The 21,045-nt window shown below is 46.0% G+C and carries 9 protein-coding genes and 3 pseudogenes; 11 read left to right on the forward strand and 1 reads right to left on the reverse strand.

The window, feature by feature from the left end:
• Positions 1-137 (reverse strand): annotated as a pseudogene (locus HMPREF0106_RS27055) (IS1380 family transposase); the annotation flags it as partial.
• A 139-nt stretch (positions 138-276) separates the two neighbouring features.
• On the opposite strand from HMPREF0106_RS27055, the pseudogene HMPREF0106_RS14015 reads away from it, so the two are divergent.
• The 11 genes and pseudogenes from HMPREF0106_RS14015 to HMPREF0106_RS13965 form a co-directional block, all read left to right on the forward strand.
• Positions 277-1,095: pseudogene (locus HMPREF0106_RS14015) on the forward strand (carbohydrate-binding protein); the annotation flags it as partial.
• Positions 1,096-1,311: 216 nt separating this feature from the next.
• A pseudogene (locus HMPREF0106_RS14010) lies at positions 1,312-3,046 on the forward strand (glycoside hydrolase family 43 protein).
• Positions 3,047-3,165: 119 nt separating this feature from the next.
• Complete coding sequence (locus HMPREF0106_RS14005; protein ID WP_009039785.1) at positions 3,166-6,309, forward strand: SusC/RagA family TonB-linked outer membrane protein; 3,144 nt, start codon at positions 3,166-3,168, stop codon at positions 6,307-6,309.
• Between the two features lie 14 nt (positions 6,310-6,323).
• Positions 6,324-8,225 carry a RagB/SusD family nutrient uptake outer membrane protein gene (locus HMPREF0106_RS14000; protein WP_004309631.1) on the forward strand — a complete coding sequence of 634 codons (1,902 nt, stop codon included), beginning with the start codon at positions 6,324-6,326 and terminating at the stop codon, positions 8,223-8,225.
• Positions 8,226-8,256: 31 nt separating this feature from the next.
• Positions 8,257-11,067, forward strand: a complete 2,811-nt coding sequence (locus HMPREF0106_RS13995; RefSeq protein ID WP_009039786.1) for a SusC/RagA family TonB-linked outer membrane protein — start codon at positions 8,257-8,259, stop codon at positions 11,065-11,067.
• A 44-nt stretch (positions 11,068-11,111) separates the two neighbouring features.
• Positions 11,112-12,869, forward strand: a complete 1,758-nt coding sequence (locus HMPREF0106_RS13990; protein ID WP_004309633.1) for a RagB/SusD family nutrient uptake outer membrane protein — start codon at positions 11,112-11,114, stop codon at positions 12,867-12,869.
• Between the two features lie 44 nt (positions 12,870-12,913).
• Positions 12,914-13,981 (forward strand): DUF5627 domain-containing protein, encoded by a 1,068-nt coding sequence (locus HMPREF0106_RS13985; RefSeq protein WP_224262915.1) that lies wholly within the window; start codon positions 12,914-12,916, stop codon positions 13,979-13,981.
• Positions 13,982-14,011: 30 nt separating this feature from the next.
• A complete protein-coding gene (locus HMPREF0106_RS13980) occupies positions 14,012-16,276 on the forward strand; it encodes an endo-1,4-beta-xylanase (protein ID WP_015532249.1) in 2,265 nt (754 codons plus the stop codon).
• A gap of 79 nt (positions 16,277-16,355) precedes the next feature.
• A complete protein-coding gene (locus HMPREF0106_RS13975) occupies positions 16,356-17,093 on the forward strand; it encodes a hypothetical protein (RefSeq protein WP_004309636.1) in 738 nt (245 codons plus the stop codon).
• A gap of 44 nt (positions 17,094-17,137) precedes the next feature.
• Positions 17,138-19,096 (forward strand): cellulase family glycosylhydrolase, encoded by a 1,959-nt coding sequence (locus tag HMPREF0106_RS13970; RefSeq protein ID WP_009039787.1) that lies wholly within the window; start codon positions 17,138-17,140, stop codon positions 19,094-19,096.
• Between the two features lie 22 nt (positions 19,097-19,118).
• On the forward strand, positions 19,119-21,044 hold the full coding sequence (locus tag HMPREF0106_RS13965) for a sialate O-acetylesterase (RefSeq protein ID WP_009039788.1): 1,926 nt from the start codon (positions 19,119-19,121) through the stop codon (positions 21,042-21,044).
• Position 21,045: the final 1 nt, after the last annotated feature.

Genomic DNA, 21,045 nt, shown 5'->3' on the forward strand with positions numbered 1-21,045 from the left:
TATCCGATGATACTGCTGCATCTCTGACCAAGTGTCTGGTCGATAATAGGTGAAAGCATGGAGTCAAATTGCTCCATGATTGAAAAAATTCCTCCAAAAGGTGTGAGTTTTTCAGATTTTATTTGTACCTTTGCCATGTCTTGTTACGATTTACGCTTGTTTTGAATTGCAACACTAAGATAAGTGAAAAATCTGACATGGCAAAATCCTGAGCAACTTTTTGTTGCTCAGGAACTTATAAATAAAGTTAAATTATAGTGTTGCGGAATTAAGGATTATGTGAAACTGAATGAAGATATGATTTCATATTCGGGGGAAATAGCCAAATTGGCTGATAAACCGGAACATTATCAGGAAGGTCCGTGGGTATATAAACGTAACGGTCATTATTATATGGCTTTTGCTTCTACTTGTTGTCCGGAAGGGATTGGCTATGCTATGAGCGACAAAGCTACCGGACCATGGAGTACAAAAGGATATATTATGCGTCCAACGGAAAGAACCAGAGGAAATCATCCCGGAATTATTGATTATAAAGGCAGTTCTTATGTGTTCGGCCTAAATTATGATTTGCTTCATCTGGAGACTTTCGACCATAAAGAACGTCGTTCGGTATCTGTTGCAAAAATGCATTATAATCCGGATGGAACCATTAAGGAAGTTCCTTATTGGCAGGAGACGAAACTGGAACAGATTGAAAACTTTAATCCTTACCGTAGAGTGGAAGCCGAAACGATGGCTTGGGGATATGGTCTGAAAGCTGAAAATCATAAGAATGGTGGTTTGTATATAACCGATATTGATGATAATGAATATCTGTGTGTGCGTGGTGTCGACTTTGGCAAGAAGGGAGCAAAGAAATTCAGTGTAAGCGCAGCTTGTGTTGAAAAAGGCGGAATGATAGAAATTCGTCTGGACAGCACGGAAGGTCCGGTAATAGGCTGTGTCAGTATATCACCAACAGGAGGACTGGATATATATAAACAGATGTCATGCCGGATAAAGAATGCAAAGGGTGTACATGATCTTTATTTCTGCTTTAAAGGAGAGAAAGGAAACAAACTTTTCAATCTGGATTATTGGGAATTTGAATAGCTTTTATTCAAAAAAATGAGATTGTAATGTGCTTATAATCAGTGTAATTATTTGGGTATGCTACAAGGGGAAAGATAGATGTAACATTGAAAATGAAGATGTTATTTAGGAAAAGAAGCCCGTAACATAATTATGTTTGTAGTTTTATAAGCTGGCATATCTTTGCAGAAAAAGATCAGTAATTCATATTTGATTATAAAGAAAATAAGAGGTATTATGAAGAATACACAGGTAATACAATTAATGTCAATCGTCCGGCTCTCCATATTTATGTTGGGGATAACAATGATGTCATGTAACTCAAAGAAAGAACAACAATTACCGGCTATTGGAAAATCTGTGGCTCTCTTTGATTATTTTTCTTATAAAGGAAATGATGATTTTTATATTTCCAATCCTCTGTCAGGTGAAGACTATTTCTATAATCCTATTTTGCCGGGATGGTATTCTGATCCTAGTGTTTGTACAAATGGAGAAGGTGATTATTTCCTAGTAACATCTACATTCACTTATTTCCCCGGTGTTCCTATTTTTCACAGCAAAGACTTGGTGAATTGGAAACAGATAGGGCATGTGTTGAACCGTGCTTCGCAATTAGTGAATATGGAAGGACAGAAAGTGAGTGGCGGTATTTTTGCTCCGGCTATTTCTTATAATCCGTATAACAAGACATATTATATGGTAACAACCAATGTCGGAGCCGGAAATTTCTTTGTTAAGACGCAAGACCCGTTTGGTGAATGGTCGGAACCCGTCATGTTGCCGGAGGTCGGAGGTATTGATCCTTCTTTCTTTTTTGATGAAGATGGTAAGGCATATATTGTTAATAATGATGAGGCTCCGGATAATAAACCTGAATATAGCGGCCACCGTACTATACGCATACAAGAGTTTGATGTGAAAACAGATAAGACGATCGGTCCTCGTAAGATTCTTGTAAACAAAGGAGCTCAACCGGCAGACAAACCAATTTGGATAGAAGGTCCTCATTTATATAAAATAAATGGAAAGTATTTCTTGATGTCCGCCGAAGGTGGAACGGGTAACTGGCATTCGGAAGTGATTTTCCGTGGTGATTCTCCGATGGGTAAATTTCTTCCATGGAAAAACAATCCGATTCTGACGCAAAGACATTTGAATTCTGACCGTCCTAATTCGGTAACCTGTGCTGGTCATGCAGACTTGATTCAAACAAAAGAGGGAGATTGGTGGGCTGTTTTTCTGGCTTGTCGCCCTATTAATAATCAGTTTGAGAATTTGGGACGTGAAACATTTATGATGCCGGTGAAATGGAGTGAAGATGGATTCCCGTACATGACACAAGGAGATGATTTAGTACCTATGATTGTAAAACGTGAAGGTGCGAAACGCGATACGATAGTTACTTATGGTAACTTCGAGTTAATAGAGAACTTTGATTCTCCTGTACTTGATATGACTTGGATGACTTTGAGAGCTTCTGCTTCCGATTTATATTCATTGACGGAAACACCCGGATACCTGACCTTGAAGTGTGCAGATATTAGCGCTACGGAAAAGAAAACTCCGGCATTTGTCTGCCGTCGGTTACAACATCATAAATTTGAATGTGCTACCCGTATGTTGTTCAATCCTTCTGACGATAAGGAAACAGCCGGAATGCTGTTGTTTAAAGATGAGGCGCATCAATATTTCTTCTGCTTGAATAAAGTGGGTGAGAATAAAAATATTTCTCTGAAACAAATCGGTGAAAAGGAACAGACATTGGCTTCAGATGAAATAGACGCAGATACAAATGAGGTATATTTGAAATTAGTATCTCAAGGAATTGGTTACGACTTCTATTATTCTATTGATGGTGAAAAAAAACTGGAAACTGCTTTGTAAAGATGTAGATCCCAGTTATCTCTCTACTACAACGGCTGGTGGATTTACCGGTACTACAATTGGATTATACGCTACTTGCAAATAATTATTTTTTTTATATAAATCTAATACTAGCAACTATGGGTGATATTTATAATGATAGCTAATGCAATTAAAAAAGAATGATGATTAGAAAACAATGTAGTTAATTAACATCTTAAACTAATGGTAATGAAAAATGTAACGAAGAAAATTCAAAAAATTCCTTACCTGTTTCTCCTTATGTTGTTTAGTTTTGTAACAGCATCAGCACAGAAAGGGATAACGGTGAGGGGAACGGTTCTTGACAGTAATGGTGAGACAATCATTGGAGCCTCAGTAACTTTAAAAGGTAATAGTTCAATAGGTACAATCACAGATATAGATGGCAATTTTGTATTGACTGTGCCCGGTGAGAAGTCTGTCCTTATTGTTTCGTATGTAGGAATGAAACCGCAGGAAGTAAAAGTGGTTTCTAAAGGTCTTATTAAAGTAACATTGGAAGATGACACCAAGCAACTGGAAGAAGTGGTTGTGGTGGGTTACGGACAACAAAAGAAAGCGTCTGTGGTAGGTGCTATTGCACAAACCACTGGTGAGACATTACAGCGTGCAGGTGGTGTGTCGAATGTGGGTGCGGCATTGACGGGTAATTTGCCGGGTGTGGTGACTTCTGCCTCTACTGGTATGCCGGGTGACGAAGACCCGAAAATTGTAATTCGTAGCGTTAGCTCGTGGAATAATAGCGAACCGCTTATCCTTGTGGACGGTATCGAACGTCCGATGAGCAGTGTGGACATGAGTTCTGTACAGTCTATATCTGTATTGAAGGATGCGTCGGCAACTGCTGTTTATGGTGTGAAGGGTGCCAATGGTGTCATTCTTGTAACCACTAAGCGCGGTAACGAAGGTCGGGCCAAGATTGACGTAAGTATGAACATGACGGCTAAAGTGGTTTCTGCTCTGCCGGGAAGAATGGAGTCGGCGGATGCGTTGTATGTGCGTAATCAGGCTGCCGAATATGAGTTAGGCTTGAATCCTGCTTCTTGGAATAAAATATTGCCGATGGAGACGATTGACAAATATCGCCATCCTGCTAATTTGGAAGAGGCCGAACGTTATCCGAACGTTGACTGGCAGAAAGAGCTTTTCAAAGATTATGCCATGTCATACAATCCGAGCATCAACCTGTCGGGTGGTACACGCCACGTCAAATATTTCGCTGCGGTAGACTTTCTGCATGAAGGTGACTTGTTCCGCGAATGGGACAATAACCGTGGTTATCAGGCAGGTTACGGATTCAACCGTATTAATGCACGTAGTAATTTGGACTTCAAGATTACCAAAACTACCGTATTGAAAGCCAATATTTTCGGTTCTTACGGTGTGAAGAAATCACCGTGGGGAGTTGCCGACGATTCATTTGGTGCCTCGCAGTTGTGGCAGGCTGCCTACAGTTCTCCGTCAGACGCTTTCTTGCCCCGTTATTCCGACGGTACGTGGGGATACTACAAGCCCAATTCGCAAGGTGCGCCGAACTCTGTGTTGAATCTCGCCAATGCAGGCTATGAAATGCTTACTACTACCCGCGTCAATACTGACTTTGTATTGGAACAGGATTTGAGTTTCCTCGTAAAAGGATTACGTGCAAGTGCCATGATTTCGTGGGACAACGTGTTTGTGGAAGCCGGTCGTGGTGTCAATGACTTGAATCACGGGACGCAGACCAAATGGATAGATCCGGAAACAGGCGAGGTGCATTATAGCAACGCGCAAACCGACTCTAAAACCGGACTCGATTTTCAGGAAGGTATCTTGTGGTCTACAGCAGGTGGTGCTGTGCGGGACTGGTCTACTCAACGCAATCTTTTTTATCAAGGACAATTGTCATGGAGTGGCAAGTTCGGTGACCACGATGTCAGCGCCATGGGAGTGTTCAACCGTACCGAACGAAGCACTGGTAGCGAATTCCCTCACTATCGTGAAGACTGGGCGTTCCGCGCCACTTATAGTTATGGCAACCGTTATTTCTTGGAATACAACGGTGCATACAACGGTTCCGAGAAGTTTAGTCCCGACTATCGTTTCGAGTTGTTTAACTCAGGTGCGTTGGGCTGGATGATAAGCGAAGAAAAATTCTTCAAGCCTCTCCGTAAGTGGGTAGATATGTTGAAAGTACGTTATTCTATCGGTGAGGTAGGTGACGATAATCTTGGTATTCGTTTTCTATATGCTACACAGTGGGCTTACGGAGGTAAGTCTTTCCACGGTTTGAACAATCGAACCGAGTCTCCTTATACTTGGTACAAGGAAGCTACGGTAGGTAATCCCGATGTACATTGGGAAACAGCTTTGAAGCAGAATATCGGTGTTGATTACGCTTTCTTCGATGGTTTGCTTGCCGGTAGTTTGGAATTTTTCTATGACAAGCGTTCGGACATTCTTGTAGCCGGCGACAAACGTGCCACTCCCGGTTATTTAGGAATTTCCGCCCCAGCTGCCAACTTAGGACGCGTGCGTACGAAAGGATACGAATTGGAACTTCGTGTAAATAAAACATTGAACAACGGTCTTCGTCTGTGGGGTAACTTCAATATGACTCATGCTGAAAACAAGATTCTCAAATACGATGACCCTGTGTTGCGTCCCGCATACCAGAAGTCGGAAGGATTTGCCATCGGACAAGACCACGCTCATCTTACGGCAGGATTTGCCAACACGTGGGACGAAGTATTCGCCATGCCTACACACAATACGATGAACGATCAGAAATTGCCCGGACAGTATATCACTATGGACTATAATGGTGATGGCGTGATAGATGCCAACGACAGCGCTCCTTACGGCTATACGGGTACTCCCGAAAATACGTACAACGCTACTATCGGATTCGATTACAAGGGATTCAGCTGCTTTGTACAGTTCTATGGAGTGACCAACGTCAACCGTTATGTGGGTTTTACTTCCTTGCACAATAACGTGAATACTGTATTCGACGAAGGAGTATTCTGGTCGAAAGATCGTTTTGATGCAGATGCTCCCATGCCTCGTATCAATTCTACTCCGAGTTATTATGAAGGTACTCGCTTCCATTACGACGGTTCGTTTATTCGTCTGAAGAATGCTGAAGTGGCTTACACTTTTACACAACCTTGGGTAAAGAAAATTGGATTGAACAGATTTAAAATATTCCTGAACGGAAACAACCTTTGGGTATGGTCGCGTATGCCGGATGACCGCGAATCGAACTTTGCAGGTACGGGATTGGCTTCGCAAGGTGCTTATCCTACTGTACGTCGTTTCAATCTAGGTATTAAATTTGACCTTTAAAACATCATCGAATTATGAAAAAATACATTATAAAATATGCTGTAATGGCTTGTTTGAGTCTCGGATTGACGGGTACGACTGCTTCGTGTACCGACTATCTGGACAAGGCACCCGAATCGGATGTCACTCCGGAAAATGCCTTTAAGGACTTCCACAATTTTCAGGGATTTGTAGAAGAGCTTTATGCTTGTATTCCCGACATGGCCAAACAATACTGGTCAAACTCTTGGAACTGGGGTGAAGACGAAGTGATTGGTGTAGACTGCAATTATCACATGGGCTATAAAGTGGACCAAGGCGACTTTTGGGGGTGGCAGGCTGAACACGACGGCTGGGGGGCCGGATTTATGGATTGCAAAACTCTGAATCTGGACTTTACTACTCCGAACGACGGATTCAGATGGAACCGCGACTTGTGGCCCGCTTCTTGGTACGGAATCCGTAAATGTAATACGGGATTAGCAAATCTGGACCTGCTTACCGATGCAACGCAGGAACAGAAGAACGCCATTGCCGGACAGCTTTATTTCTTCCGCGGGTGGTTTCATTTCATGCTGATACAATATTTCGGCGGATTGCCTTATATAGATAAGGTGTTGCCTCCCAACGAAACATTCAACGAGCCGCGACTCAGCTATCACGAATGTGCCGACAAGGCTGCCGATGATTTCCGGATGGCTGCCGATCTGCTGCCTATTGATTGGGACAAGACATCTATCAGCCCGAGCACGAAAGGATACAACCAACTGCGCATCAACAAAATCATGGCACTGGGCTATTTAGGTAAAAACTACCTGTGGGCAGGAAGTCCGTTGATGAACAAGGTGTCCACAGGAAGCGAATCCTACAATCAGGAATATTGCCGGAAGGCTGCCGAAGCGTTCGGGGAGTTGCTTACGCTGGTAGAGAACCGACAGACGCAATATAGCTTGGTGGACTTTGAGGACTATTCCGACCTCTTCTACACATACGGAAAGAATGCCCAAATGCCGGGTTCTACAGAAGCATTGTTCAGAGGATTGGTGGCAGATGGCTGGCAAAACTCAACTTTTGGTTTAGCTCTTCAGTTTGTGCCTGCCAGCTATAAGAAAGATAACAATCCGCAACTCTCGCCCACAGCCAACTATGTACACTATTACGGTATGGCAAATGGATTGCCGCTCGACGACCAGGAATCCAAGTGGGACAAGACTCATCCTTGGAAAGGACGCGACCCACGTTTCTATCATGATATTCGCTTCGACGGTTCGCCTATGGTATCTGATGCAAAAAAAGATTCGGAGGAGGTCGGTGACTTAGCCGTTGCATCCCTCTACACAGGCGGAAACGCCCGTGACGACCAGTTCGGAAGCCGTACCGGATTCCTGCTTGGCAAGTTTATTCCGGTGACAGCCAATAAATGGGATGATGGCTGGGGATGGAGTCCGCAGATGCATATCTATTGCAGCTATATGCGTCTGGCAGACATTTATCTGATGTATGCTGAAGCTGCGGCAAATGCTACCGGCTCGTCTACAGGAAAGTCAACCAACTGTACACTTACGGCACTGGCCGCAGTCAACACCATCCGCAAACGTGCGAGAGTAGAAGGTGTCAATGCCAAATATACCGGTTCAATCGATCTGTTCAACAGTGAGATTCGCCGCGAACGTGCGGTAGAACTTGCATACGAAGGACACCGTTTCACTGACTTGCGTCGCTGGTTGCTTATCGACAAGAAACCTTATACCGAAAAGACTGCTGTCGATTTCCAACGGGTAGGCGACCTTGCCGAGAACCCTCAGGAAACAGCTGTAAGCGGCTATACATATCGGGTAATCGTGACGCGTAATTTCACGGAGAAGCATTACTGGTTGCCTCTGAAATTGTCTGACGTGACCTTGTATCCGGAGTTCTATCAGAATCCGGGATGGTAAACAAGTGACTTATTAAACGAAATAGAATATCATGAAACAAATTCATAAAAATATAATTCTTAGCGCCGGACTATTGTTTGCTTCTGCCGGGCTGATGGCTCAGACGGATGTGGAGAAGACTGATACATTGGCTCAGAAAGTGAATGTGGCTTTCCGCACAGTGGACCGGGCGGATTTGATGGGTGGTGTCTCGTCCGTCAATGTAGAGGAACTGACTAATAAAAGTTATTCGCTGTACAGTCTCGACAATATGCAATCTTTAGTGGGAGGTTACAACGGACAATTATGGAACATGGGCGAAGCGTTGGTATTGGTAGACGGAGTTCCTCGTGAGGCAAACAACATTCGTCCTACCGAAATAGCCCAAATCACATTCCTCAAAGCAGCGCAAGCCGTGGTGCTTTACGGCAGCCGTGGTGCGAAGGGAGTCATTCTTATCACCACGAAGCGCGGATGCGATAAAGACTTGCGGGTGAGTGCGCGTGCCAATGCCGGTATCAATGTGGCTAAAAGTTATCCTAAATATCTGGCTTCTGCCGAATACATGACGTTGTATAACGAGGCGTTGCGTAACGACGGGTTGGATCCCGCTTTCTCGGATGAGCAGATTTACAACTATGCAAGCGGAAGTAACCCTTACCGTTATCCGAACATCAACTTCTTTTCCGACGACTATATTCGGAAGACAAGTCAGGACTATAACGGAGTGGCCGAGTTTTCGGGCGGCGGACGCTACGCCAACTTCTATACGAACATCGGTTACGAGAGTTCCAACGACTTGCTCAACTTCGGTGAAAGTAAGAACAACCGCAACTCGCGCCTGAATATCCGCGGTAATGTGGATTTGCGTATGAACGACTGGATCAGCGGTTGGGTAAATGCAAATGCTATCTTCTACGATTCCCGTCACGATAAGGCAGACTACTGGGCTAACTCGGCTACGTTACGTCCGACTGCTCCCGGTTCGGCGCCTCTTGTACCTTTCATTCCCATTGAGTTTGTCGATAAAAACGATGCTGCTTCGTGGACGTTGATCAATAATAGCAATTACCTTATTGACGGCAAATATCTATTGGGAGGTACGCAGTTGAACATGACTAATCCTTTTGCTGCCATGTATGCGTCCGGTTATCAGAAAGCTACTTCACGTCGTTTCCAGTTTGATGCGGGAATCAACCTCGATTTGTATAAAGTACTGAAAGGATTGTCATTCCGTACACAGTTCTCCGTAGACTACGGAACTTCTTACATCACTTCTATCGACGACGACTATGCAGTGTATGAAGCCTCTTGGAACAATGCTTTCGGAGGCGACCGTATTACTTCATTGACCAAGTACAATATGGACAAGCATACCGGTACGCAAAACGTATCGGGCAGTACGGCGTATCAGACCATTTATTTCTCTGCACAGTTCGGCTATCAGAACACTTTTGCCGACAATCATCATGTGAATGCATTGTTGTTGGCTCAAGGCAGCCAGCAGACCTATTCGGGTACCTACCATCGCACTAGCAATTCCAACTTGGGTTTGCAACTCGATTATAACTATGCCGGTAAGTATTACGCCGATTTCAGCATGGCAGCGGTTCATTCCGCTAAATTGCCCGAAGGCAACCGGATAGGGCTTTCGCCTTCGTTTACGTTGGGATGGCGTCTTTCCGAAGAGGGTTTCCTCAAAGATGCCGATTGGCTCGATAACCTGAAACTGATGGCAGGCTATAGTGTGCTCAATCAGGATTTGGATATCAGTGATTACTACATGTATGCTACCAAGTTTACACAGGCAGGTACGTGGTGGGGATGGAGCGAGGTAAACAACTCGATGCAGACCACCGACTTCCTGCAAGGTGGAAACCCCGACCTCGGCTACATCAAGCGTAAGGAATTTACGGTAGGATTGGACGCTTCTCTTTGGAAGGGATTGGTGAGACTTAATGCCAATTACTTCGTAACCAATACCGAAGGATTGCTGGCGCAGCCCCAAAATTATCCGTCTTATTTCCAGACTTATTATCCGAAGTCCGATATGCGTCCTTATATCAACATGAACAACCAACGTCGTACGGGTGTGGACTTGAGTGTAAACGTGGGCAAAAAGCACGGCGACTTTGAATGGAATGTGGGGCTTGTGGGTATGTACTACACCTCCAAGAACACCAAATGGGACGAGAATGTGAAATATGACTGGCTGAAAGCCGAAGGTGAGGCGATTGATGCTTTGCGCGGATATCAATGCATCGGATTCTTCAAAGACGCTGCCGATGTGGAAAGCTCGGCAAAGGTGAATGCTAATACCAAACCCGGTGATTTGAAGTATGTAGACCAAAACAACGACGGTGTCATCAATGAGCAAGACCAGGTGGTATTGGGCAAGTGGGGTGCTTCCTGGGTGATGGGTCTCAACCTGACTGCCAAGTACAAAGGCTTCACATTGTTTGTGGCAGGCACCGGATCGTTTGGTGGCAAAGGACTGAAGAATAATAGTTATATGCACGTGTATGGCGATCGCAAATATTCTGAAGTGGTTCGCGGACGCTGGACGGAAGAGACGGCAGATATCGCCACATACCCGCGTCTTACCACACAAGGTGGCGACCTGAACTTTGTGGCTTCCGACTTCTGGTTGTACGACACTTCACGTTTCGATTTGAACCGTGTTCAATTGTCTTACGACTTCCCGGCTGCTATGCTGAAAGGCAAACTTGTGAAAGGTTTACAAATCTATGCCAACGGAACAAGTCTGTTGACCTTGGCGAAGGAGCGTAAATATATGGAGATGAATGTAGGGACTTCTCCCCAATGCCGTTCGTACGCACTGGGTGTAAAGGTAGACTTTTGATGGGTCTCTCGTTGTAGAATATAAAAATATAGAATAAATAAGTCATGAAGAAAATTATAACAATATGTGCCTTTGCCGCTTGTCTGACCGGATGCGATGACTTGTTCGAACCGGCTATCGAGAACAACCTCGGACTGGAATATATGTACGAGAATTCGCAATATGCCGAAGGAATACTGGCAAATGCCTATACACGCATACCCTGCGCAGGCTATTCTTTCAACGACGTGGCTACCGATGACGCTGTGAGCAATGATGCGGAAAACAGCTGGCGTAAAATAGCCTCCGGCATGTGGACGGCAAACAACAATCCTGCCGACCGTTGGACTTCCTGCCGTTCCGCCATACAGTACATCAATCTTTTCCTTGCCAATGCCGACAAGGTGAAATGGGCGAAAGACGAAGTGGTGGCGCAGATGTTCTGCGACCGTGAGAAAGCGGAAGCCTATGGCTTGCGTGCCATGTATATGTATTACCTCCTCGAAGCCCATGCGGGCTATACCGAAGACGGTGTGTTGATGGGGGTGCCCATCCTGACCGAACCGGAAGCAGCCGGATCCAATTTCAATGTGCCCCGCAGCACATTTGTAGATTGCATGAAGGCGTTGAAAGAAGACGCCCGGTTGGCACTCGAAGGATTGCCTTGGGAATATGGTGACGCAGCGGAAATGCAACGCTTGTCTGCTAAATATGCAGGAGCAGACCAAGGCAAAGTCACCCGTGTGTTTGGCGCAAACTTTATCGGACGTATGTCCGGAAAGGTGGTGGAAGCGTTTGTGGCAAAAGCGGATTTGCTCGCTGCCAGTCCGGCATATAGTGACCAGTCAGGCGTTGATTGGAAAACGGCTGCTGCTAGTGCTGCAAAGGTGCTGAATCATATCGGAGGGGTAGACGGTATGGATCCTACCGGATGGACATGGTATTGCAATGTAGATGATATTGAAAAACTTAGCCCAACCGAATCACCTGCTGAAATTCTGTGGCGTGGTGAACGTGCCAAATCCCTCTCGCTCGAAGAAGATAACTTCCCGCCCACACTCTACGGTAACGGACGTATCAACCCAACTCAAAATCTGGTGGATGCATTCCCGATGCTGAACGGTTATCCGGTGTCTCATCTGTCCGGCGAATATGATGAAAATCTTCCGTACGCCAACCGTGACCCGCGCTTGGAAGCATACATTCTTTATAATGGTTGTAAGGCAGGCAATACGAATAAGGAAATCTTTACGGCAGCCGACGGAACTACCAATGATGCACTGAACAAGGTGGTAGGACGTTCTACCCGTACCGGATACTATCTGCGCAAACTGTTGCGTCAGGACATCAGCCTCGACCCGAATGCGAAAGCTGACCAGTATCATTACACACCGCGCATCCGCTATACCGAGATATTCTTGGCGTATGCCGAGGCGGCAAATCAGGCGTACGGTCCGCAAGATAAAGGAGGCAACGGCTATTCTGCTTATGATGTGGTGAAAAAGTTGCGCCACCGTGCCGGCATCGGTCGCGACAATGGTGATGCTTACTTGGAATCCATCAAGAACGATCAGGCAAAGATGGCGGAACTCATCCGCAACGAACGTCGCATCGAACTTTGTTTCGAAGGTTTCCGTTTCTGGGATTTGCGCCGCTGGAAGAGCAATCTGACCGAAACCGCTAAAGGGATGAATATCAGTGGAACCCGTTATACTCCGATGGAGGTAGACAAACGCTCGTTCAGTGAGTATATGTATTACGGTCCTATTCCTTATTCGGAAGTTCTTAAGTATGACGAACTGAAACAGAATCAGGGTTGGTAAACCGATAGTGTAAATTTAATAAAATGCTAAAGCATACAATGATTATGAATAAGACAATAATGAAATGCATGGTCCTTGGCTTGTTGTTTGCCGGCTGTGAAAACGGAGACAAAGAATTCGACGATTACGAATATCAGACCATCAGTTTTGCTACTCAGACTCCTATACGCACCATCACATTGGGCGAAGATGTATATCCTACCGAACAAGACAATGAATATCGGATGCAGATCATCGCTACATTGGGCGGTGTGTGGTCAAACCGCAAAGAGCGCACAGCACAGATTGTTATCGATGAAAGTTTGTGTACCAATGCTTATTTCGACAATGGCAAGCCGATACTTCCTATGCCTAAGGAATATTATACTTATTCTTCGGAACAGGTGGTATTTCCCAAAGGAGACATTTATGGACGTATGGACATACAGTTGACCGATGCTTTCTTCAATGATCCTCTCACGCCCGAACTCACCTATGTCATTCCGGTACGGTTAGCACAGGCTTCAGACTCTATCTTGGCGGGCAAACCTAAAGTTGAGTCTCCCAATCGCTTGAATGTGGCAGACTGGGACGTGCTTCCCAAAGACTATGCGCTTTATGGGGTGACCTACAAAAACAAGTATGAGGGCGTTTGGTTGAGTCGTGGCACAGACCAGCTCGACATCAATGGCAACACTTCTACGCTCAACCGTAACCCGCAGAATATAGAGAAAGCAGACCAACGTACATTGGGAACTATTGCCCTCAACAAAGTGCGTTATCCTCTTTCGCTTTCGGTGGATGTGGTGAATGAGAAAGGCGAATCTTCCAAGCAAACGTTGACAATGGACTTGGTGATAACGGTTGACGACAACGGCAATTGCTCCATCACTACCGACACACCGGGGGCTCAGGCAAGCGGTTCGGGCAAGTGGACCTATCATGGTGCCAAGAAAGCGTGGGGCGACAAAGACCGCGACCTGTTCGAACTGACCTATGAAGTGACTTATGCGCCTTATGTGTTGAATGCTGTGACCGGTGAAACGGGCACTGCCAAATGTAGCAGCACGGACGCGCTGGTGTCACGCGACAGACAGAGCAAATTTGAAACTTTTAACGTGAAGTTGAAGTGAACCGCAATCTAAACAATTTAAGAAAACTACATGAAGATGAATAGAAAAAATAATATGGTATGGGGCACGCTGGTAGCAGCTTTGCTGGCTTCTTGCGTGGATACCGAGATTGCCGATGTCACGGTGACAAAACCGGAGTCGATAGCGCAATACGAGTATCTGAATGATTATGCCCCGCTGAAATCGTACATAGACCGTGCAGCTAATCCCGATTTTAAATTGGGATTAGCGTTGGCAGCCAACGAATTTATCGAAGGAGGATTGGTATTTCGTTTAGCGGAAGCCAACTTCGACGAAGTGACCGCAGGCAATGCGATGAAATATGCTTCGTGTGTGAACGATAAAGGGGAGATGAATTTCGAAACTGTGGATAAATTTGTCACTGCCGCCCAAGCTGCCGGAATTACTATATATGGACATACATTGGCTTGGCATGCACAGCAGAATAATAAGTATTTGAATTCTTTGATTAAAGACAAAGAATTGCCGCCCTCTGTAGGAGAAGGAAATTGTTTGCATATCAATACTTCTGAAGCGAAGGCGAATCCATGGGATTGGCAAAATTACTATGATTTGGAATCTCCTCTTTTACAAGGGAAATCTTATGTATTCTCTATGAGAACCAAGGCTTCATCAGCTGTGACATTTCCGCTTTGGATAGAAACACCGAATGCTGGTAATACACATTATGGCATACCACAGATTTCAGCAGGAACTACATGGAGCACAATAAGCATTGAATTTACACCTAATAGTGATTGTTCTCGTTTGTTATTCAATTTCGGACAGTTTGGAGGAGATCTTTGGTTTGATGACATGGTGCTGGTTGAAAAAGGTTCTGAGCAAAATATGATAAAGAACGGAACTTTTGAAGAAGGAAATCTGCCTTCTAATTGGTCTAAACCAAGTTGGCATGCGCATTCTTATTCAATTATACCTACACCGGGAGATGCGGCAGTAGAGATTTTAACTGACATCATTACTAATGGTGATGCGCAAGGCAGTGAAACTACCAATTTTGTTTCTACTCATGTGGGAGGAGCTAATGCTGCTTGCGATATTGTTGATGGAGTAGGTAAAGACGGTAGTCGTGCTTTCGTTGTTACTTCTGCTGGTGGAGGAACAAACAGTTGGGATACTCAATTCTTTTTGTATGCTGACCGTCCGTTGGTGGAAAATGATGTTGTACGTATCTCTTTCGATTATCGTGCAGATACACCCAATAATTCTGAGTCTCAGGCTCATGCTGCCCCTGGAGCTTATATTCATTATGATGGTGGGTGTGCTGTTAGTTTCACTACGGAATGGCAACACTTTGAAAAAACTATTACTATTAACACTACCCTTTCTCCTGAGGGAAACATGCAGACTTTTGCATGGAACTTGGATGTAGGCGCGCCCAATGCACCTGCTAATAAATATTATTTTGATAATATCAAATTGCAAATAGTTACTAAAGGTAACACTATTCCTCTTACTCCCGAAGAGAAAAAAGAAGCGCTTACTCGGGCAATGAACAATTGGATTGAAGGAATGATGAAAGCTACTGGTGGTTACGTGACTACTTGGGATGTAGTGAACGAAGCTATTTCAGGTGGTGGCAACGACGGTGAAGGTTTCTATGTCTTGCAATCTGCATCTAATGCCGGTGCTGACGCTGCCAATAATTTCTACTGGCAAGATTACTTGGGTAGTGAAGATTATGTTCGTATTGTTGTAGCTGCCGCCCGTAAATATTATGCAGAAAACGGTGGTGTTAAACCTCTCAAACTTTTCATCAACGATTACAATCTGGAATCCACTTGGGATAACAATCAGAAAGCCAAGAGCTTGGTACACTGGATAGAGAAGTGGGAATCTGACGGTGTGACAAAGATTGACGGTATCGGTACACAGATGCACGTGGCTTATCGCGCCAATGCTGCTGACCAGCAGAAGCAAGAAGAACATGTAGTGAAAATGTTTGAAATCTTAGCCAAGAGTGGCAAACTCGTGAAAGTATCTGAGCTGGATATGGGATATGTGGATGAAAGCGGCACTACGGTGTTGACAAAGGATATGACAGAAGAACAACATAAAGCGATGGCTGAATATTATAAGTTTATCGTGAAGAAATACTTCGAGATTATTCCTGTGGCACAGCAATACGGCATCACGCAGTGGTGTGCTACCGATGCTCCCGGTGCCCCCGGTGATTCTAACTGGCGTGGCGGTGAACCTGTAGGTTTATGGGATTCCAACTACAACCGTAAGCATACTTATGCCGGTTTTGCTGACGGATTGGCTGGTAAATAATAGAGATTGATAAGAAAAGGCAGCGGGGCATATAACATGAATCCGCTGCCTTTATTGTTTCAATAAAAGTCGGATAATAATGAAAAACATATTATTTATTTTAAGTTTGATTATTTGGTGTAGCTGTAGTAATGAAATTCTGTTTGATATAGATAAAGTAGGAGATATAGTTACAAGGGCTGCAAATTCGGATAGTACATATTGTTTTGGGGCTTCAGATTCGGATGTAGTGGAGGACTTTGTTATTAGTCCGAAGGATGACTCACAACCTCTTAGTAGAACTTTATGTTCCTATGTAGAGGTTAATGGAACAAAAACATTATTGCAACCTGAAATAGTGAGCGATCCTTCATGGTTGGATTATCTTATATGTTTTCAGTATTATGATATATATGTTCTATCGGTAGTAGCCCAGGACAATACTTCCTCTCTCAGAAGTGGAAAAATTGTATTGAAACAGCCGGGATCTAATAAAACATTAACAGTTGGTATTACTCAAAATGGAATTGATAATCGCATAATGATTTCAATGAAAGAACTGTATTCCAATCATCCTATTTTTACTGCCACGACAACTTATCCCGTAAAAAAAGATATAAGTTGCAGAATCCCATACGAAGCATACAATGATGGTGGAAAGTATGAGAGTAGTGCATCAATCACTATTCCTAAAGGGGAAACGAAAGGAACTTACGAAATGGATTATAACGGCTCTCCGTTAGTTTTTTATCATGGTGATATAAAAGGCTATAAATTGTATGAAGGAACTATCAGTGGTGACGGTATTTACAACTATAGTTTTTATCGCTATTGGTAGTATTGTTATTTTTGCAACAACTATTATGTAACATCAACATCATTATGAAAAAGATAATTTATTTGCTGGCATGGATAGGTGTGGCTTTGGCATCTTGTTCGGACGAAAGCTCTCTGCCTATACAACCGGAGATTCCTGCCGAACCGGAAACGCCTAAGGACGAACCTGCTCCGGAGAAAGACTATCATCAGTTGCCAGTGTTGCACGTAGAGGGGCGCTACCTTAAAAACGAAAAGGGCGAGACGGTCAATCTTCATGGATTTACACAGACCTACAGTCCCTTTTTTAACGACAACGCATGGACTAACTACGATGTGCAGTCGTGTCTTAGCTATAACAAACGTATGGTAGACGGGATTGTGGCTGCCGGATGGAAGTTCAACTTCGTGCGGATGCATCTCGACCCTTATTGGAGCGATGATACTTCAAAGCCGTTTGTGCGATACGAAGGACACGAACGCTTTTCCGAGACCCGTTTCCGCAAGTATCTCGACGAACTGTTTGTGCCGATGGCGGAGTATTTTGTATCTAAGGGAATGTATGTGGTGATGCTCCCGCCCGGGGTATGCCCCAACGAAGCTCCTTATCAGGGAATAGAGGTGGGCGATAGCTATCAACAGTTTCTGCTTAACGTGTGGGACATCGTTTCGCAACACCCCAAAGTGAAGAACAATACGGACATCATGTTCGAACTAGCCAATGAGCCGGTCAACATCAAAGGGACCGACGGAGCCTATGGCAGCACCTCCGATGCCTGCTTTGCCAATGCAAAGATTTACTTCCAGTCCATTGTAGACAAGATAAGGAGCCATTGCCGTAATATCATTTGGGTGCCAGGCTTGGCCTACCAGTCGCAGTATGCCGGGTATGCCACCCACCGCATCGAGGGCGATAACATCGGCTTTGCCGTGCACTGCTATCCCGGATGGTATGGCAGCGATGCCGAAAAAGACAGTGGCGAAGGAATCGGCTCTTCTACCGGTGGCGGCTACGAGTCCTTCCAGCGCGGATGGGATAAGCAAGTAGGTCCGGTGGCGGCGATTGCCCCCATCATGGTGACGGAAATAGATTGGGCACCTTTGAAATACGATGCTACTTGGGGAAAAAGCATCACAGGCGAAGCCGGTGGCAAGGGGTTCGGCGCCAACTTCAAGTATATAGCCGACAATGCGGGAAATGTGTCGTGGCTCTTTTTCACTACAAGAAGCCACGAGCTGGCAGCGTTTAAGGACGTGCCGGGTACAGAGGGCAACTATACGTTCCTCAACGATCCCGAAGCCTGTCCGTGGGCAATGTATCATTGGTTCAAGGAGTATGCCGAAGGAGTGACCGTCAATGGCGAGCCCGAGAGACTGGAACTGATGGGCGAGCAGGCGACACGCTCGTTGCAGATGGGAGGAGTGCACTACCTGAAAGTGAAGGCGGTGTATAAAGATGGCACCTCGCGAATGGTGACTGCCGAGGCGACTATCAATAGTTCGGACGAACAAGTGCTGAAGGTGGAGCCGACTGGCAAACTGGTGGCAGTGGCACCAGGCAATGCTACGGTAACGGTGACTTATCGCACAGCAGCGGGAAACAGCATGCAACAGACATTGCAGGTGACGGTGGTTTCGCCTTTTGTGCTGACGGAAGACGTGTTTGACCCTTCGATATGGGAAGAAGGCACCTTTGACGAAACGACCCGCACCTTGGTGACAGGCAAATATGGCTTTGGCGGATGGAAATACCCCGGCGGACTTGACTTGTCGGGCTACCGGAGGCTGACCGTGGAATTGGGCAACGACAACGAGTGCGGTGTCTCTTTCCGCCTTTTTGACAAGAACGACTACTGGACGAAGCCCGCCACCTACGATTTCGGACAGACACGCAGAGTGGTGGTAGATTTGCAGCAGATGAAAGATACTGACGGCAATAGGGTAGACCCGTCGCACCTCTACATTGTCGGGTTCTGGTCGACTGGTGGCAAGCCGATTGTGATAAGCAGCATGAAGTTGGAATAAATATAATATAGAAAGATAGTAAATGAAGAAGGTTTTATTGTTGAGTTGTTTGTTGTGTGCAAGCCTTTGCGCGGTTGCACAGGATGCAAACTTTTACATTTATCTGTGTCTGGGGCAGTCTAACATGGAAGGCAATGCCCGCTATGAAGCACAAGATACGCTGGTGGATGCACGCTTCCAAGTGTTGGCGGCGGTAGACAATAAAGAGTTGGGACGCGTGAAAGGCGAATGGTATCCCGCCCGCGCTCCGCTGTGCCGTCCGAACACCGGGCTGACACCGGCTGATTATTTCGGACGGACCTTGGTAGAAAACTTGCCCCCGCATGTGCGCATCGGAGTGGTGCACGTGGCGATAGGCGGGTGCCGGATCGAGCTTTTCCAGAAAGACAAATGCGAGGAGTATATCAAAACAGCTCCCGACTGGATGGTGAATACGCTGAAAGAGTATGACAACGACCCGTATACCCGTTTGGTGGAGATGGCACGCATTGCACAGAAAAGCGGTGTGATAAAAGGGATACTTCTACATCAGGGCGAGTCGAACACCGGTGACAAGGAGTGGCCCCAAAAGGTGAAGAGCGTATACGACAACCTGCTTGCTGACCTTCATCTGCAGGCTGACGAGGTGCCCCTGATTGCCGGTGAAGTGGTGAATGCCGACCACGGTGGTGTTTGTGCAGGCATGAACGAGGTAATTGCTATGTTGCCGCAGGTGATAAAGAACTGCGCTATTGTCTCCTCCAAGGGGTTGAGCTGTGCTCCCGACCATCTTCACTTCGATGCTGCCGGTTACCGGGTGCTGGGACGCCGCTATGCGGCACAGGCACTCCACCTGATGGGCATTGAACTTCCTTCGCCCGATGATGTGTGTAAGCACACAGTGGCAGCCCCCACCAATATGCACGGCAGCGACTTCCCTCGTATCGACAAGGACAACCGTGCTTATTTCCGTTGCTACGCTCCCGATGTGAAACGCTTGCAGGCAGACGTCTGCGGCAAGAAGTATGAGATGGCCATGGACGAGCACGGCTGGTGGAGCGTGAAGACCGACCCGCTGCCGGTGGGATTCCACTATTATTTCCTGTTGGTAGACGGATTCAGGGTGGTAGATCCCTCTTCGTGCACCTTCTTCGGTTGTTGCCGCATGGCGAGCGGCATCGAGATACCCGAAGGGGCAGAGGGCGATTACTATCGCCCGCAGCAAGTGTCGCATGGGCAAGTGCGCTCCTGCACCTATTATTCGGAAGCGAAGAAAGAGTTTCGTCGTTGCATGGTGTACACACCGGCAGAGTATGAGTCTCACCCCCAAAAACGCTATCCGGTGCTCTACTTGCAGCACGGCATGGGAGAAGATGAAACCGGCTGGAGCACCCAGGGATATATGCACTACATCATGGACAACCTGATAGCCACCGGCAAGTGCGTGCCCATGCTTGTGGTGATGGATAGCGGAGATGTGGAGACTCCCTTCGTGCCGCGTCCGGGGAAAGATGTGAACGAAGAGCGTGCGCTTTACGGTGCTTCTTTCTATGATGTCATTTTGAAAGACCTCATTCCGATGATAGACCGTACATTCCGCACCAAGACCGACCGCGAACACCGTGCAATGGCAGGCTTGTCGTGGGGAGGACACCAGACGTTCCAAACAGCGTTGCCGCGTCTCGACATGTTCTCCTACATTGGCGGGTTCAGCGGGGCGATTTTCGGGCTGGACGTGAAAACGTGCTTCGACGGTGTGTTTGCCGATGCAGGTAAGTTCAACAAGAAAGTGCATTATCTCTTCCTCGGCTGCGGCACGGACGAACAGATGGGCACGAAGCAGTTGGTGGAGTCTCTCCGCAAACTGGGCATCAACGTGGCTTATTATGAATCGCAAGGCACCGGCCACGAATGGCTCACATGGAGACGCTGTCTGAAAGAGTTTGTTCCACACTTGTTTAAACATTGAA

The sequence above is a fragment of the Bacteroides sp. D22 genome, from assembly GCF_000163675.1.
Classification (GTDB): Bacteria; Bacteroidota; Bacteroidia; order Bacteroidales; family Bacteroidaceae; genus Bacteroides; species Bacteroides xylanisolvens.

Coding starts and splice junctions, on each gene's coding strand:
- HMPREF0106_RS13970 (WP_009039787.1), top strand. CDS start 17,138: ATGAAAAAGATAATTTATTTGCTGGCATGGATAGGTGTGGCTTTGGCA.
- HMPREF0106_RS13990 (WP_004309633.1), top strand. CDS start 11,112: ATGAAGAAAATTATAACAATATGTGCCTTTGCCGCTTGTCTGACCGGA.
- HMPREF0106_RS13980 (WP_015532249.1), top strand. CDS start 14,012: ATGAAGATGAATAGAAAAAATAATATGGTATGGGGCACGCTGGTAGCA.
- HMPREF0106_RS13995 (WP_009039786.1), top strand. CDS start 8,257: ATGAAACAAATTCATAAAAATATAATTCTTAGCGCCGGACTATTGTTT.
- HMPREF0106_RS13975 (WP_004309636.1), top strand. CDS start 16,356: ATGAAAAACATATTATTTATTTTAAGTTTGATTATTTGGTGTAGCTGT.
- HMPREF0106_RS13985 (WP_224262915.1), top strand. CDS start 12,914: ATGAATAAGACAATAATGAAATGCATGGTCCTTGGCTTGTTGTTTGCC.
- HMPREF0106_RS13965 (WP_009039788.1), top strand. CDS start 19,119: ATGAAGAAGGTTTTATTGTTGAGTTGTTTGTTGTGTGCAAGCCTTTGC.
- HMPREF0106_RS14005 (WP_009039785.1), top strand. CDS start 3,166: ATGGTAATGAAAAATGTAACGAAGAAAATTCAAAAAATTCCTTACCTG.
- HMPREF0106_RS14000 (WP_004309631.1), top strand. CDS start 6,324: ATGAAAAAATACATTATAAAATATGCTGTAATGGCTTGTTTGAGTCTC.